This window comes from Solibacillus sp. NPDC093137 (genome assembly GCF_050280445.1).
GTDB classification, from domain to species: domain Bacteria; phylum Bacillota; class Bacilli; order Bacillales_A; family Planococcaceae; genus Solibacillus; species Solibacillus isronensis_B.
In genome coordinates, this window is sequence record NZ_JBNNVH010000001.1 from 2,249,692 (window position 1) to 2,266,740 (window position 17,049).

Sequence of the window (17,049 nt, forward strand, 5' to 3'; positions counted from 1 at the left end):
CATCGCCATCCGTATTGTGAAGTTCTGCTGCAGACTATTAATCTATTAGTAACGATCCCCATCACTTACTAATAAAAACACTGCTTGCAGGCTGTAATTAATAATTCGACTGAACGCTCGCTCAATCATTCTTTAGAAAAAAATGAGAGTATTTACTACTCTCATTTCTTCGCTTACTTTCATTGTATTAAATCCTTTTTGAATTCGCAACAATTATTCAAATATACTGACTATAAATTTATTTCTCGTTAATTCATAGATTATTTGTTTTGTTCGTTATTTTCATCATCAACTGGTGCTGCATCTGTTGCTACTTGCTGCTCTTCCGGAAGCGTTGAAGATTCAACAGGTGATGCCTGTTTCTCAGCTTCAATTGTTTCTACAGGTGCTACAACTGTTTCTTCCACTACTTCTTGTTGCTCTTGTTGAACTTGAACTTGTGCTTTTTCCGGTGTTCCGAATACCGCACGCTCTAAAATTTCTGCAATATCGTAAGTACCGACTGTATCTTCCACTTCTTTTGCTTTCGTTCCATCCGAAAGCATTGTTAAACAGTAAGGACAGCCTGAAGAAATTACCGATGCCTGTGTTGCGATTGCCTGTTCTGTACGGGCAACGTTAATACGGTTTCCGACATGCTCTTCCATCCACATTAATCCACCGCCGGCACCACAGCACATGCCGTCTTCACGATTACGTTCCATTTCAACTAGCTTCACGCCTGCAATACCTTTTAAAATTTCGCGTGGCGGATCGAAAACATCATTATAGCGTCCTAAGTAACATGAATCATGGAATACAATCGTTTCATCGACACGGTGATCCATTGTTAAACGGCCTTCCTGTATCAGATCGTACAGCAATTCTGTATGGTGAAGTACTTCCCCATTCCAACCGAAATCCTGATACTCATTTTTGAAAATATTGTATGCGTGTGGGTCAATCGTTACAATTTTCGTCACACCATTTTTCTCAAATTCATCAATGTTGGCTGTTGCAAGCTCCTGGAACAGGAATTCGTTACCTAAACGACGCGGTGTATCCCCTGAGTTCTTCTCTTTGTTGCCTAAAATGGCAAACTTCACGCCTGCTTTGTTCATTAGTTTAGCGAATGCCAATGCAATTTTTTGTGAGCGGTTATCAAATGAACCCATAGAACCGACCCAGAATAAATATTCCATTTCTTCGCCCGATTTTTTCAATTCTTTAACTGTTGGGACGTGAACTGTTTCGTCAAGCTCTCTCCAGTTTTCTTTTTCTTTACGGTTTAATCCCCATGGATTCCCTTGTCGCTCAATGTTCGTCATTGCGCGTTGAGCATCCGGATTCACTTTACCTTCTGTCATCGTTAAATAACGACGTAAATCGATAATTTTGTCAACATGTTCATTCATTACCGGACATTGATCTTCACAGTTACGGCATGTTGTACAAGCCCAGATTTCTTCTTCTGTAATAACGTCGCCGATTAATGACGGGCTGTAAATGTCTTCAATTACTGCACCTTCAGCACCAGCAGCCATTGCCAATTGGTTACCTTGTGTATTATTGAAGAATGAGAATGGCACCCATGGCTTTTTCTTTAGCTCAACTGCACCAGTAAATGTTAAATGATCACGTAATTTTACAATCAGGTCCATCGGTGACAGCATTTTTCCTGTTCCTGTTGCCGGACACATATTCGTACAACGTCCACATTCCACACATGCATACAGATCAAGCATTTGCTTTTGCGTGAAATCGTGAATTTTTCCGACTCCAAGCGGCGGCATACTTTCCTCATCTTCCGCTTCTTCCAATGCAGCAAAATCGATTGGACGTAATGTGCCAATACGGTCTTGACGGTTGTAATAAACGTTGAAAATCGATGTAATTAAGTGGAAGTGCTTGCCTTGCGGGATATAAACAAGGAATGCTAATAATGCCAACAAGTGTGCCCACCACATAACGAAGAACATAACAGCAGCAATCGTCGGATCCATCCATTGGAATACCCAGGCAACTGCAGAAGCTACTGGTTCTGATCCTGTTAAACCATGATCATGCCAAATTAAGTAAAATCCATTGCCAAATAATGTAGCAAACATTAAAATAGCTAAAAACATATAAACTAAACCATTTTTAAAACCTTGCTTTAAACGTGCAAGTTTCTCCATATAACGACGGTAAAATGCAACCGCTACCGCGATTAAGATCGTTAATACAACAAGTTCCTGTGTAAATGTAAATACTGGGTACAGACCACCTAGCGGAAGGTGTGATCCCGGTGCGAGCCCTTTCCAGATTAAATCGATAGCCCCAAATTGAACCATTAAAAATCCGTAGAAAAACAGAACGTGTACAAGTCCCATCTTCTTATCTTTTAATAGTTTTGATTGACCAAATACTTTCTCAACGATATCTTCTATGCGTTCAGAAAATTTATGATTGAACTCTTCTTTACGACCAAGTTGAATATAGTCATAACGTGTTTTTAATAAATATGCGAATAACCCTAGCGCATAAAGTAACACGGCGATGAATGCAATCCAGTTAATAATTAAAAATGTATTCATTGTTTTCCCCCCTGGAATACGAAGTTTTTACCCCTTTGTTTATCCAATTCACCCCGATAAACTATATGAATCTATAAACCCATTGTAGTTATGAATGAGCATTCAGTCAACAGATTTCGTCATTAATTCTGAAAATTAAATCAAAATATAAAAAATGCTAGTTAGACAAATATATCGTCTTAACTAGCATTTTTCGTTTATTTAAATACGTCACCACTACGGATATATTCGACATCCTGGATTGATAATCGGTAGTTTACGACACGTGCTGCAGCAAATAAATAATCCGATAATCGGTTTAAATATTTCTGTACAACTGGAGAAACATTTTCAATTTCTTTCATTAAAGATACAGTTTCCCGTTCCGCGCGGCGGGCAACAGTGCGGGCGATATGCAGTGTAGCAGCTGCAGGCGCCCCACCCGGTAAGATAAAACGTTTTAATGGTGGTGCTTCTTCAGAAAGTGCATCGATTCGGTTTTCCAAAACAGTGATCGGTTCTTCCGTAAGTTTATAATGACGTTCTTTCATCACATTCGCCAAGTCCCCGCCTCCATCAAACAATTCGTGTTGAATGGCAGTTAAATCTTCAATCAAATCCTTGAACTTTTCCTGATCCAATTCACTGACAGCTTTACCGATAAATGAATTCAGCTCATCAATTGTGCCGTATGCTTCAACGCGCAGATGGTCTTTATCGACACGTCCTCCAATAATGCTCGTTTTCCCTGTATCGCCTGACTTTGTATATAATTTCATCAATAATCACCCTTTCGATTTAATAGTATTTCTAGGTTTTTTAAAAATTCCCTTTTAGTATAATGACACTCTTTTTTTAGCTGACGTTTTTCCAGCCACTTTACTTATTATAATGCTGTTTATATTTTTTAATTGCTTCTATTGTAACTTCGAAAACAGCCCGTCCGATTAGTTTGCCGATTTCCGTAATAGGTCCGGCATACGGCATTTCATCCCCTTGTTGGGTAGCCGCAATCAATAGACTGTCGGTAGCGGTACTAGTTGCAATTGTATTTGTCACTGAATCTTTTATTTGCTGATCTGCCAATGCTTTCGTTTTTGCTTCTGTTGCTGTAATCATCGCCTGAATAAATGCTTCATCTGTCAGCTTACCATTAACGATAACCCATGTATTAATCGTACCGACATGTGGCTCATCTTCCCGCAAATATGTTTTCGTAACATCGACACTATTTCCTACACCTGCTGTTACCATGACAAGGATTTCTACATTATTTTTCGAGAAATGTCGAATTACTGCGCAGCTTGTTTCCACTGCTGTAAGCATCACGACTGTATTTGTTGGAGAAAATTTACGCTCTATTAAAAATTGCTCCGTTTCCTCCTTCACATTATAAATATCGTATTCTGGAGCAATGGAACGGTTGAGTAATGTGTCATACCAGCCTATGCCGGCATTATGCACAGCAGAAGAAATTATTTTCAGTGGTGCCTGGGCCTGATATTCGATATAGTCTTCCGTTATTTGAAACTGGTCCATTTGGATTGTCGTAGCTTTTCGTCCCATTTCATTCTTTGGCAACATCGTAATTTGCGGCTTTGGCAGCTCCGGGTGAGGATATGTCGCAATTCTAGCCTGATATACATCGGCAATCTGTTCTTGCAACACGACTTCGTGCGGCTCGCCAAACGCACGTACTTCACCATTTTCCAACAGAAGGAGTTCATCACAATAAAGCGATGCCAAGTTAATATCATGAAAAATCGAGACAACTGTCAGCCCTTGCAATTCAACTTGCATCCGAATCATATCCAGAATCTGCTTTTGATGAGCGATATCCAAATGATTAGTCGGTTCATCCAATAGAAGCAGTTCCGAATTTTGTGCAAGTGCCTGGGCAATAAATACCCGTTGCTGCTCGCCTCCCGATAAAAACTCCAAGTACTGATTATTATATTGCGACACACCTGTGCTTTCCATCGCCCGCTGAACTGTCTTTTCATCTTCTTCGGTCCAGGAAGAAAAGAAGCCGCTTTGATGGGGGTAACGTCCTAACGAAACCGCATCATATACACTGTTTGTAAATGCACTTGCATTTAATTGAGGAAGAACTGCCATCTTTTTCGCCAATTGCTTGTTATCATAGCTTTTAAGCGGTTTCTCTTCGATAAAAATTTCCCCTGTTTCAGGCTTCAGCACACCACTGATCATTTTCAGTAATGTCGATTTCCCGCTGCCGTTCGGACCAAGAATCCCGAGAATTCTTCCTTTTTCCACGTGAAACGTCATATTTTTTATAATCGTTTTCCCGCCGTAACCACCTGATAAGTTATTTACTTTTAACATTATGCAACAACCTTTCTACGTTGCTTGAAGAAAATATAGGCAAAGACAGGCGCGCCGATAAAGGAAGTAATAACACCAATCGGCAGTTCGATAGGGGCTATAATTGTACGCGATACTAAGTCACAAATGACGAGCAGGCTTGCACCGTTCAAAAACGACAATGTCAATAAATGTCGATGGTCTGCTCCGATCAGCAGGCGTATCATATGAGGTACTACTAACCCTACAAATCCAATTGTCCCGGATGCAGCAACAGCCGCTCCTGTTAAAATGGAACCGCCCGCCAAAATCATATACTTGCTGCGCTTAACATTTACCCCTAAATACTGGGCACGCTCTTCTCCATAAATCATCGCATTCAGTTCACGTCGAGTTAGCCAAATAATCACCGTACCGATCACCATAAATGGCAGGACCATCTGGACATATGGCCACCCTCGCATCGACACACTTCCAAGAAGCCATCCGATAATTTCTCTTAGCTGTTCACCTGTAAGTGCAACCATTAAGGAAATGCAGGACCCCAAAAACGAACTGAAAATAATCCCCGTCAAAATCAGTGTTTCCATTTTCATCGAACGGTCCACTAGTCGGGCAAATGTCAGGACGATGATCATCGTACATGCGGCCCCGGCCATACTGAATACAGGCAATGTGAAGACACCGAGCACTGGTATTGAAATCCCTAAAAAGATTGTCATGACTGCACCTACAGAGGCTCCTGATGAAATTCCTAATGTATACGGATCTGCCAAAGGGTTTTTAAGTAACCCTTGAAATGCTGCTCCAGCTATCGCTAATGATGCCCCGATTAATGCGGCTAAAATGACGCGGGGCATTCGGATTTTCCATAAAATACTGTATGCAACCGGATCTGTCGTTTTATCCCATAAAGTTGAGAACGGAATATTAACAGACCCGAATGAAATGCCGATCCAAATACTGCTTAAAAGTAATCCAATCGATAGTGCATAGGCGATTGAATATTTTTTATTCATTAAATACCTCTGGATAAATCGCCGCACCAATTGATTCAATACCTTCCACAATACGCGGACCTTGTCGACTTGTCGTATCGCCATCAACTAATTTCACATTGCCTTTTTTTACTGCATCCATTTCGGCATATGCATCGTTTTTCTCGATTGCCGCCATGTCGCTTTCATACGTTACTAAAATAACGTCCGGATTGCTGTTTACGAATTGCTCTGAGCTGTACATCGGCCACCCTAGTTCAGGAACAGCATTTTCTGCATTTAACACGTCCAGCATTTCACTGATGAATGTCTCTTCGCCTGCTGCATAAAGGTCCGGATCTGTACCAACAACGATGAACACGGACTTTTCTTCCAGGTCGGCTACTTTCACTTCAATTTCTTCGATGCCTTCTTTGATTGATGCAATCATTTTTTTGGCTGCTTGTTCTTTATTTGTCAGCTGCCCGATTTGTTCAATCGTTTCGTACGTTTCTTCAAATGTTTTCGCATCTTTTACAACGAATACTGGAATTCCTACTGATTCAAGCTGCGCAATTGCCTGTTCATTGAAGCTGTACATTCCGGATTCATGTGCTAAGACTAAATCGGGTTGCAGACCGATTATTTGTTCTAAATTGAACTCCATGCCGCCAACTGATTCTTTAGATAATGCTTCTTCAGGATATGTATCATTGTCGTTCACAGCGATAATTTCATCGTTTAACCCTAGTCCGAATAAAATTTCCGTATTGGATGGAGCCAATGTAATAATGCGCTCTGGTGCTTTTTCAAGCGTGATTTCTTTGTCCAAGGCATCTTTTATAGTTACCGGGAATTGTGCTGCTTCAGTTACTTCTGTATTGCCTTTTGCTGATTGTTCATCTGTTGCTTTTTCCGAGTTGCATGCCGCCAATGTTAATGTAAGTAATGCTGCGGAAGATAACAGTTGCCATTTTTTCAAAATAATAACCTCCAAAAATTTCGTTGTATAATTTTCTACAAAAATAAAAAGCTTCCTACTAAAAATGAAGGAAGCTTTACGTATGCAAATAAAATTCAATGGAAAAAGAATTTATCCGCCACATCCTATCCTCGTAGGTTTATTTTAGGGCATTATAAAGGCAGGTCTCCTGGCTTATGCATAACGTTGATAAGCGCCTTCCCGAAAGTTTTTCAGTGGCATGCTGCTCTCAACTAGCATTTACAGTGGCGGGACCGCATCGGAATTGCACCGATTTCCCTTTTACTCCTTACTCTATCAGTGAGCAAGAACCTTTATCGTCCATATAAAATTAATAGCTCTATTATAGCTGATATTCAGAAAAATGTGTGCTCAATCGCCAAAGTTTCAGATAATTCTTCTTATTCCGCTGAAATTATGAATAAAAGAACTGCTCACCCCTTTGCTTTTAAGCTTTTTCAATTGCCGTTTCAGCTAAACGTTTAATCGTAATGTCATCCATTGGCGGATTGTGCAGACCTGCACGGACATCACGGTAATAGCGTTGAAGCGGATTTGATCTTTGCAGGCTTTTTGCCCCAACTAGACGCATCGCTTTATCTACAACTTCGATTGCTGTATTTGTCACGACATGTTTCGCAATATTGATTTCATTAACTAATGTCGACTTTTTAATCGGATCATTATAAAGCCCCGCAACACCGTAAATTGTAAAGCGTGCTTTCGTCAACGCCAAATCCATTTCTCCGATCAGCGTTTGGACGTTTGGCAACTGGGCAATTGTTCCTTGAATACTGTTCGGGGAATGACTATTCGCAAAGTCGACCGCGTAATCGCGGGCAGCCTGGGCAATCCCTAAATAAGTTGCCGGGATGAGGAGCAGCCAGCCGTTCAGCTTAAATCCGGTTGAATAGTTCGGGATTTCCACTAAGTTTGTTTGATCAACACGTACATTATCAAGTACTAAATCATCGCTTCCCGTACCGCGCATTGACGCAACGTCCCACGTATTTTCGACCGATACCCCTTCGGCCGATTTCGGAACGAGGAAAAATCCTAAATGACCCTCATCTTCAATCCATGCAGACACTAAAAAATAATCGAGGTCCGGTGCACCGCTCGTATAGTTTTTACGTCCATTAATTACATAATAATCACCATCACGTTTTGCTGAAGTCCCCGGACGACCCCCACGAACCGGGCTTCCCATCGCAAACTCACTTACCGCGCGATTGACTGTCGCGCCATTTGCGATCTCTTTGCCAAACCAGTCGAGCTTTTGTTCATCCCAGTAGCGATTTTCAAATATTTCGCCTACATTTTGAATTGTCCACGATACAGCCAGCCCCGTGCTTCCGCAATAGCTCGCCAAAGTTTCCTGCAGTAGTAGCGCATCATATACTGTAAAGCCATCTCCGCCATATTCCTTTGGCAATGTTATTTTTGTATAGCCGATTTCTCTCAGCTTCCGGAAATTTTCAAATGGAAATGTCGCTTGTTCATCTGTTTGCTGAGCATGTTCTTTCACGCTCTCTGCTATTGTTTCGAGCTTTTTCAGCCATTGTTGCTGCTCGTCTGTTTGAATAAATAATTCCTTGCTCATGAAAAGCACCACCTCATATTTATTGTCCTGTATATAGAAGTCAAATTTAATAGTACGTTTCGGGAAATTACAAGTCAATAGATATCCCCAGTCCCCTTATAGGGATTCCATGCGGTCTATTTTCACGACAATTGAAAGTTTTGCCGGTGAAAGTGGAACGTTTGCGGAAAAAAGGAGAACCTATTCGCCATAATGTGAAAAGTTACGACGCGAAAGGCGAACTGTTGCATCTAAAGTAGAACGAATCGCTTTTCAAATAGAACAACGGCAATTTCAAATAAAAAGCACTCTATTCCCTTAAATAGAAATAGAGTGCTTTAAAAAGTTAAATTACATTTTTTCCGGTGCGCTTACGCCGATTAGTTTCAGTGCATTCGCTAATGTAGTTTTTACTGCTGTGATCAATGCTAAACGAGCTTCTGTCAGCTCTTTATTATCTTGGTTCAATACTTTTTCTGCATTGTAGAAGCTATGGAATGCAGCAGCCAAGTCTTGAATATAGTTTGCGATACGGTGTGGTGTGCGGTGTTTCGCTGCATCTGCCACGATTTGCGGGAATGCGCCGACTTTTTTAAGCACATCTTCTTCTTTTTCTGCTGTTAGCAAGTTCAGGTTTTCCAATGATGCTTCGAAACCTTGCTCGTTTGCTGCACGCAAAATTGATGAAATACGAGCATGTGCATACTGTGCGTAATATACCGGGTTTTCGTTCGATTGTGATACCGCTAAGTCTAAATCGAAGTCCATATGTGAATCCCCTGCTGTTTTAACGAAGAAATAACGAACAGCATCCAAGCCTACTTCTTCTACTAATTCACGCATCGTTACAGCATTACCTGTACGTTTACTCATTTTGAATTTCTCGCCGTTTTTGTACAGCTGAACCATTTGGATAATATCTACTTCCAATGTACCGCGGTCATAGCCAAGTGCTTCGATTGCCGCTTTCATACGTGGAATATAACCGTGGTGGTCAGCACCCCAAATATTGATCAGCTTATCAAAGCCGCGACGTAATTTATCTTCATGGTAAGCAATATCCGGTGTTAAATATGTGTATGAACCATCGTTTTTAATTAATACGCGGTCTTTGTCATCACCGAATGTTGTTGAACGGAACCAAGTCGCGCCTTCTTCATCAAAAACATGGCCATTTGCTTTTAGTTTGTCTAATGCTACATCGATTTTACCGTTTTCATATAAAGAAGTTTCTGAATACCAAACATCGAATTCAACACGGAAGTTTTTAAGGTCATTTTGCAGTTTCGCCAATTCCAGTTTCAAGCCGTGCTCACGGAAAAATTTAAAGCGTTCTTCATCAGATTTGTCCAAAATTGTTGCACCGAATTCTTCAGCCAGCTTACCGGCAATTCCGATAATATCAGGACCGTGGTATCCGTCTTCCGGCATTTCAGCTTCCATTCCTAATGCTTGCTTATAACGAGCTTCCAAAGAATACGCTAAGTTATTAATTTGGTTACCGGCATCATTAATATAATATTCACGTGATACGTCAAAACCAGCAAAATCCAATACATTACATAATGAATCCCCTACAGATGCACCGCGCGCATGGCCTAAATGCAAGTCACCAGTCGGGTTAGCTGAAACGAACTCGACCTGTACTTTTTCTCCTGCGCCTGCAGTTGAACGACCATAGTTTTCGCCTTGTTCAAATGCTGCTGTAACAACACTCGCCAAGAAGTCTTTACGAACTGTAATATTCATGAAACCTGGTCCTGCAATTTCAATCTTTTCGATGTCTGTGCCTTCAGTCGTTAAATGTTCTAAAATCGCTTCTGCAATTGCACGTGGCGGCTTTTTCGCCAGTTTAGTTAATTGCATTGCGATATTTGTTGCAAAGTCACCGTTTGCTTTATCCTTTGGTGTTTCTAAATGGATGTTGATTTCCGTGCCTGCTTCTACTAGGCCTGCTTGATCGATTGCTGCTTTTAATGCTGCTTTAATCGATTGCTGTAATTGTTCTACTGCATTCATAGTTATACCTCCGTAAATTCAATGTCTAATTTGTAATGGCCAACTGAATTGCCACCTATGATAAGGTCATATTGCGTTTTAAATTGCCCTGACACTTTTTCGCTTTGTACTACTTCAATGGCTAACTGATGTGTATCGGTAACAAGAGGTAATGAACCGAATGGGCTATCATAATGACCATTCTCGCGTAAGTCCGGATTTAAAGGCAACCGCATGTTCACACCGCCTTTTCGCATAATAAACGAATTCGCTTCATTGAGTTTGATCGTCGTTTGAATTTGCAGATCCTCCTGAACTTCCTCATAGCGCAAATAATGACTGTTCCCTTTTTCTACACAACTGCCTTCAAGCCACATTTCATATTGTTCAAGCTCGCCCTCGGTTGGAATGATTGAGGAAACTAGTTTGATTTTGACTGTTTTCCCGCTCTCGTTCGCCATAGCAGTCAGCTCCTATACATATATTTCTATAACCTTTTTATTATAGGATAAGTAACTATCTTTAAGCAACAACGAACTTAACTTTGCGCTTACTCCTACAATCAACTTGATTTGAACAATTTTTATTTAATTCCACTATTTTTATAGTAATTTTCGTTCAGAACTGTAATGATTAAAGTATAAAGGAGCTTATTATGTTAATTGAAATATTATCTTACTTCTGTATATTATTTACGTTTACACTTTTAATTTATTGGCCATTTATTAACCACTTTAAACAAACACCGTTCATTCATCGCACACGTCCTTATGTAATCGGAGTGAAATTTGGTATAACAGGCCTTGTTTTGACATTCTCGGCAGTTCACCTTACGAATGATTTCATGATGTACATTCAATACATTCCGGTGTTGTACAGTGGTCTATTAGGCGGGCCATTTGCTATTCTGATCAGTGGTCTGATCATAGGAATCGGACTGTTTTTCCTGCCATATCTGGAATTGGTACCGATGATCCTGAATATTAATTTTCTTGTTCTTGTTCTGACATTGTTCTTTATCACAAGGAAATATAAAATGACCAATAAAAATATATTTTTATTTTTTTGGGCTTGTTTTATTGAAACATTAATTGCATTATTTCTCGGGTTTTGTTTCCATAATAAAAGCTTTGAGTATTTATTGCTTTATGGCATATTTACGATTTTTTCATTTTATTTCATTTACATTGTTATTCGCCAAATCAAACTTGCCAATGATACGGTAAAACAGACGACTCATTTGAATAAGATCGACTTTTTAACACAGTTGCCGAACAATAAAGAGAATGAAAAGCATATTAAAAACATGATTAAAAAGAAATCCAATTTCAATTTAATGCTCATGGATATTCGGAATTTTAAAATGCTCAATTTGCAGTATGGTTTTTCTGCAGGTGATCTTGTTATTAAACAACTTGCCCAACACTTGATGGAATATGCAAATAAGAATGGGGCTTATGTTGGCCGGTTGGGCGGTGAGGAAATTCTTCTCGTTTTAAAGGATGTGCCTCCTGCTGTAGCAATTGTAGAGGCCAATAATCTAATTAATATGATTGCCCAACAGCAGTTCGAAGTATCCAAAGATTTATCTATTCATATTTCCGTAACTGTAGGAATCAGTTCCTATCCTGATAATGGACAAACATCTTTGGAACTCCTGGAAAATGTATTTACAGCAAAACAGCAGGCAAAAACAAAACTATCTTCTTATTTCCATATAAATAATTTAAAATAACGGGTAGTGTTATATTACCAAGGTGGGTGATGCCATGTTTTTTGAGCTGACAATCAACTTTTCGATTCTGTTTTGCTTTACGATTTTAATTTTTTGGCCTTTCATTCAATATGAAGATAACCCTTTCATCCATAAATATAAGTCCATCATCGTCGGTGTGACATTCGGATGTGCCGCCTTTATTTTGACTGCATTGGCTACTCCCTATGCACACGGCATGCTAATAAACAATCGGATTATTTTTGTGCTATTCAGTGGTTTGCTTGGGGGACCTGTTTCAATTTTCATTACAGGTTTTATGATTGTAATTAGTCGGTATGTTTTATTGTACACATCAATATTGTCTTTCATTATCATGCTGAATACTTTAGTAATGAGCGTCGTTGCATGCTATTTTACATTAAAACGTCCCATTACGTTTCAAAATTTACCGATCTATTTTTTCATCATAACAATCGAACACATTATCATCCTACTTATTTATGACCGATTCGAAGTAAATAATCTGTTCTATTTAATACTTTACTTTGTTGTTTCGACCTTTACTTTTTATGCAGTCCGAAAAATATTAATGCAGCTTGACGATAAAAATAAACAAATTAAACAAATCTATGCGCTAAAGAAAACGGATTTGCTTACACAACTGCCTAATAATATTGCGATTGAACAGAAGTTATTGTCTTATGTGAATGCAAAAATACCTTTTGAACTGCTTCATATCGATATTCGCCAGTTTCGCGAATTGAATTATATGTATCACTATAAAGCCGGCGATGAAATACTTGTACAAATCTCTCAACTAATAAAAGACCAGCTTCCGGAAAAGGCACTTATCGGACGAATTGATAGTGATGAGTTTTATGTAGTGCTGCCACAAATGGCACCTGCAGAAGCGATTACTTTAGCCTATTCAATTAATAAAACTGTACAGCAGCTTACTTTTGAAAATTATCCATCCTGTCAACTGACTCTTGCGATTGGAATCTGCTCATTTCCGCAAAACGGACAAACTGTTAAAGAGCTTTACCGATTTTCAAATAAAGCCTTATTGAAAGCAAAACATCAGGCAAATGTTCCAATCTGCCATTATAATCAAATTAAACAGCGAAATTAAAAAGGTGTGTTAAAAGTCGAAGTAACTTTTAACACACCTTTTTCTTATTTACCCATACCTAAGATTTCCACTTTTTAAAATTTATGAATTCAAACACCACAAGAATCCTTTATATCCGTGATTTCCCGTTTATATATCAATTACATATCTTTACTGTTACATTCCACTTTTAACATTAGTAAAGGGTATATAATAACAGCATATTTTTTTAGAGGTGTTATTGATGAACAAAAAACGGATAACGTGGGTGGATATTACGAAGGGATTCTTAATGATTCTTGTCGTCATCGGGCATTATCCAGGAGAGCTTGAATTTCCACTCGCAAAATATATTTATTGGTTTCATATGCCGGCATTTTTCATATTAAGTGGTTTATTCTTCAAGCCGATTTTAGATAAAAAGGAAATAAAGCTGACAATTCACAAGCGTTTCATGCAATTAATCTTCCCTTACCTATTTTTCCTTGTCAGTATTACACTAGTCCGTTATGGAATGGAGATCTTTTCAGGCAATTGGGATATAGAATGGTATCTTAATGACTTATGGACACTTGCCATAGGGGGGCGTTTTATTCGCGGAGCATATGGTGTTTTCTGGTTTGTAACGACATTATTCTTCACATATTTATTATTCATGTGGTTGACAACTTACTTCACTCGGGTGAAACAGTTTATAATTCTAGGACTCTTTTATGTTATCGCACATTTTGAGAGCATCATCGCTATGAAAGTCATCAGCGGCAAGCCCTCTGAAGCAGCGCAATCGATTCCAATGATTTGGAACATCGATGTTGCGATGATGGCAATCGTCTATTTTGCAATCGGATATTATTTCAAAGAATTATGGATGGATATATCAAAACGATGGATGGGTGCGGCGGTATTCCTGAGTGCGACGACGTTGTTGCTTGATCGGTTCAATATCATCGATTATCGACTGAGTATGAAGTTCTTACGGTATGAGCATTTTATTTTGGATTTGGTCATTCCCATATCATTTACAATCGTATTAGTAGGTTGCTTCCAGTTGCTTGCAGCAAAACTATCGCTCAATTGGCTGCAGAAAATAGAAAATCACTCGCTTACCATTATGTATTTGCATATATTTGCAGATATTATTTTAAATGATTATTTGACGTACGGGCTTATTGGTTACACAACGATTGGGATATTCATTCCTATCATTGTTTCAATTTTAATAAAAAAGTGGTTACCGAACGGGACAATACTGCTTGGTGGGTTTTCAATCCAGAAAAAAAGGACCCCTATATCGACGTAAAAAGCTGGACCTCATCTCACGAGGTCCAGCTTTTTATATATTTCATTTTATTTTGAGCGAAGCCTATCGACCCAAACTTTATATCCTTTCCCATTTAAATGGAGCCCATCTCCTGTATATTGCTTATCCAGTTGCCCGTTTTTATCAGTAAAACTTGAGTGCAGATCGATATACTCAATTCCTTTATCTTCCGCGATCTGTTGCAAAATAATATTAAACCGCTTCACTTGATCATTTGTCACTTCATTTCCGAACAACCCATTATTCACAGGCAGGATTGATTGTATCGCGAGTTTTGTATCTTTTCCTTCAAACGAATTCACGATTTTCTCGACATTACGTTTATATACTTCGTCTTCTGTTTTGTAACGGAGATCATTGACACCGATCATTAAATAAGCCTCTTTTGGGTTGCGGTCCACTACTTCCTGAATACGGTTTAATACCCCTCCTGTCCAATCATTCCGAATTCCTCGATTCAGCACAACTTCATCGGGAAAGTATTCCTGGAATTCTCCATAATCGGAAATACTGTCACCTATGAACACTTTATCAATATTACTACTTGATGACTGTTCAAAGACACTTTTTTTCGTAAAGTAATAGGCGGAATCCGTTTTGGGAGAAGGCGTTGACTGCATTTTTGCTTTAATAAATTCTAATCCGCCGATATTTTTCACCACATAACTTCCTGTTCCTAATAACAGTACATTGAAGATCAATGAAATAATTAATATAAAATAACCCTTTTCCAACATAAACACTCCTATTTCTAACTTGGCTCTGAGTAGCCGAACAAAATGCAAAGTTCTCCACATAATGTTACAGCGCCTTATTACCCTTCCTTCTGAAGCTCGCTCTGGCAGTTGACCCCCGTAAATAATGCAACGCCCTATGTATTATTTTCAGTTTTATTAAAAATATATATGCACCCTTATTAGCGGGATACTTTGAAATACCCGAGTCAACGAAAGCACTTATCATGCGGCATCATACTATTCTTTACCCTGTAAATATCGAACTGTAACATGGTACATTTTTTCAAACTTACAGTATTTGTCTAAATGAAACTTCTACAAAAAAAGATACTCCGTCGAGTACCTTTAAATTAACATTAGCGGTTAAGCTTGAGTATTAACTTCTTTCAATGCTTTAAGCCATACTTTATCAACCATAATATCACCTCCCATCTACCTACAATTGTAAGCATATATAAAATGAGAACATAATACGATTTTGATAATAAAAAGCCACAACCGATTGGAATATCACTTTACTTCTTCTATAGAAACAATGTGGTTTGTAAATATTAATTCTGACTGCTCTTCTTTTCCATCATTTAACACGAATCTTATAAAACCATAATGAAAGTAACCGTCATCTTGTAAATACATTTCTTCAAATTCCTTAAGACTGGCTTTCATCTCTATCTTTTCACCATTACTTAAACGTAAAATTAAACTCATAACTATACCTCCCTTCCACACTAATCATAATGCGCATGGAAATAATTGTCACCACTATATTCCTAATAATAAAAAGCCGCCAGCAATCGCCAACGACTTTGATATGATATTTATTTGTGTAAATTATGAACTTAAACCCCTGCTATTTCACCCAGCCTAAAATCATTTCGCGAATTAATTTTGCAGCAGTATTTACTGTAATTTCTGAGTGATCATAAATTGGTGCCACTTCAACTAGGTCAAAGCCAACAACATTTACTTCAGAGCGTGCGATTTCATGAATTGATGCTAATAGTTCCTTAGGTGTAATACCACCAGCATCAACAGTGCCTGTCCCAGGTGCATGTGCAGGGTCCAGTACGTCAATGTCGATCGTTACATAAACATTGCGTCCTTTTAATGTAGGCAGCACTTGCTTTAACGGCTCGAATACTTCAAATAATGAAATGTGCATGCCGTTTTCTTTTGCCCATTGCAGCTCTTCTTTTAAGCCAGAACGAATTCCGAATGAATAAACATTTTCAGGTCCGATTGTATCCGCGATTTTACGAATTGGTGTTGCGTGAGAGTATTGCTCCCCTTCATAATCTGTACGTAAATCTGTATGTGCATCAAAATGAATGATCGCTAAATCTGCATACTTTTCATAGACAGCTTCCATAACCGGCAGTGATACTAAATGCTCCCCGCCCATCCCTACTGGAATTTTATCATCTGCCAGTACTTGGCGGACAAACGTCTTAATTTCTGCTAATGATTTTTCCGGATTACCGAAAGGCAATGGAATATCTCCCGCATCAAAAAAAGGTACATCTGCCAGCTCACGGTCCAAATAAAAGCTATATTCCTCTAAACCAACCGATACTTCACGAATTCGGGCCGGACCAAAACGTTGGCCGGGACGGTAACTTACTGTCCAGTCCATTGGCATGCCGTATAAAACAGCTTTACTTTCTTCATAGTTTTGGTGGCTTTTAATAAACATATTCCCTGCATAAGTTTCATCAAATCTCATTTACATTCACCCATACCTTTCTCTATTTTTAAATTGTGTATT

At 38.9% G+C, this 17,049-nt stretch carries 14 protein-coding genes and 1 riboswitch; of the genes, 3 read left to right on the forward strand and 11 right to left on the reverse strand.

Features of this window, described 5'->3' with window-relative positions; all coding sequences use genetic code 11:
* Nucleotides 1–260 precede the first annotated feature (260 nt).
* The 8 genes from ACQKN3_RS11250 to ACQKN3_RS11285 form a co-directional block, all read right to left on the reverse strand.
* Nucleotides 261–2,555, reverse strand: coding sequence for a heterodisulfide reductase-related iron-sulfur binding cluster (locus ACQKN3_RS11250; RefSeq protein ID WP_427711413.1), 2,295 nt, complete (start codon nucleotides 2,553–2,555; stop codon nucleotides 261–263).
* 197 nt (nucleotides 2,556–2,752) lie between these two features.
* On the reverse strand, nucleotides 2,753–3,313 hold the full coding sequence (locus ACQKN3_RS11255) for a cob(I)yrinic acid a,c-diamide adenosyltransferase (RefSeq protein WP_427711415.1): 561 nt from the start codon (nucleotides 3,311–3,313) through the stop codon (nucleotides 2,753–2,755).
* 100 nt (nucleotides 3,314–3,413) lie between these two features.
* Nucleotides 3,414–4,880, reverse strand: coding sequence for an adenosylcobinamide amidohydrolase (locus ACQKN3_RS11260; protein WP_427711417.1), 1,467 nt, complete (start codon nucleotides 4,878–4,880; stop codon nucleotides 3,414–3,416).
* A complete protein-coding gene (locus ACQKN3_RS11265) occupies nucleotides 4,880–5,878 on the reverse strand; it encodes a FecCD family ABC transporter permease (protein WP_427711419.1) in 999 nt (332 codons plus the stop codon). Before ACQKN3_RS11265 ends, ACQKN3_RS11260 begins: the two co-directional genes overlap by 1 nt.
* A complete protein-coding gene (locus tag ACQKN3_RS11270; RefSeq protein WP_427711421.1) occupies nucleotides 5,871–6,818 on the reverse strand; it encodes an ABC transporter substrate-binding protein in 948 nt (315 codons plus the stop codon). Before ACQKN3_RS11270 ends, ACQKN3_RS11265 begins: the two co-directional genes overlap by 8 nt.
* Before the next feature lie 142 nt (nucleotides 6,819–6,960).
* A riboswitch (cobalamin riboswitch) is annotated at nucleotides 6,961–7,149 on the reverse strand.
* Between the two features lie 117 nt (nucleotides 7,150–7,266).
* Entirely contained in the window at nucleotides 7,267–8,421 is a 1,155-nt protein-coding gene (locus ACQKN3_RS11275) for an acyl-CoA dehydrogenase family protein (protein WP_427711423.1), read from the reverse strand.
* 330 nt (nucleotides 8,422–8,751) lie between these two features.
* Nucleotides 8,752–10,419: an arginine--tRNA ligase gene (gene argS / locus ACQKN3_RS11280; protein ID WP_427711425.1), complete on the reverse strand. Its 1,668-nt coding sequence runs from the start codon at nucleotides 10,417–10,419 to the stop codon at nucleotides 8,752–8,754.
* A 2-nt stretch (nucleotides 10,420–10,421) separates the two neighbouring features.
* The gene (locus tag ACQKN3_RS11285; RefSeq protein ID WP_251689887.1) at nucleotides 10,422–10,859 is read right to left on the reverse strand and encodes a DUF1934 domain-containing protein; all 438 of its coding nucleotides are present in this window, start codon (nucleotides 10,857–10,859) and stop codon (nucleotides 10,422–10,424) included.
* 194 nt (nucleotides 10,860–11,053) lie between these two features.
* On the opposite strand from ACQKN3_RS11285, the gene ACQKN3_RS11290 reads away from it, so the two are divergent.
* The 3 genes from ACQKN3_RS11290 (at nucleotide 11,054) to ACQKN3_RS11300 (ending at nucleotide 14,526) form a co-directional block, all read left to right on the forward strand.
* Nucleotides 11,054–12,133, forward strand: coding sequence for a GGDEF domain-containing protein (locus tag ACQKN3_RS11290; protein ID WP_427711428.1), 1,080 nt, complete (start codon nucleotides 11,054–11,056; stop codon nucleotides 12,131–12,133).
* A gap of 34 nt (nucleotides 12,134–12,167) precedes the next feature.
* Complete coding sequence (locus tag ACQKN3_RS11295; protein WP_427711430.1) at nucleotides 12,168–13,247, forward strand: diguanylate cyclase domain-containing protein; 1,080 nt, start codon at nucleotides 12,168–12,170, stop codon at nucleotides 13,245–13,247.
* A gap of 223 nt (nucleotides 13,248–13,470) precedes the next feature.
* A complete protein-coding gene (locus ACQKN3_RS11300) occupies nucleotides 13,471–14,526 on the forward strand; it encodes an acyltransferase family protein (protein ID WP_427711432.1) in 1,056 nt (351 codons plus the stop codon).
* Nucleotides 14,527–14,573: 47 nt separating this feature from the next.
* On the opposite strand, the gene ACQKN3_RS11305 is transcribed toward ACQKN3_RS11300, so the two are convergent.
* From ACQKN3_RS11305 to speB, 3 genes are all read right to left on the reverse strand, one after another.
* Nucleotides 14,574–15,284 carry a GDSL-type esterase/lipase family protein gene (locus ACQKN3_RS11305; RefSeq protein ID WP_427711434.1) on the reverse strand — a complete coding sequence of 237 codons (711 nt, stop codon included), beginning with the start codon at nucleotides 15,282–15,284 and terminating at the stop codon, nucleotides 14,574–14,576.
* A gap of 510 nt (nucleotides 15,285–15,794) precedes the next feature.
* A complete protein-coding gene (locus ACQKN3_RS11310) occupies nucleotides 15,795–15,992 on the reverse strand; it encodes a hypothetical protein (RefSeq protein WP_251689892.1) in 198 nt (65 codons plus the stop codon).
* Nucleotides 15,993–16,134: 142 nt separating this feature from the next.
* Nucleotides 16,135–17,007, reverse strand: coding sequence for an agmatinase (gene speB / locus ACQKN3_RS11315; protein ID WP_251689893.1), 873 nt, complete (start codon nucleotides 17,005–17,007; stop codon nucleotides 16,135–16,137).
* Between the last annotated feature and the right edge of the window lie 42 nt (nucleotides 17,008–17,049).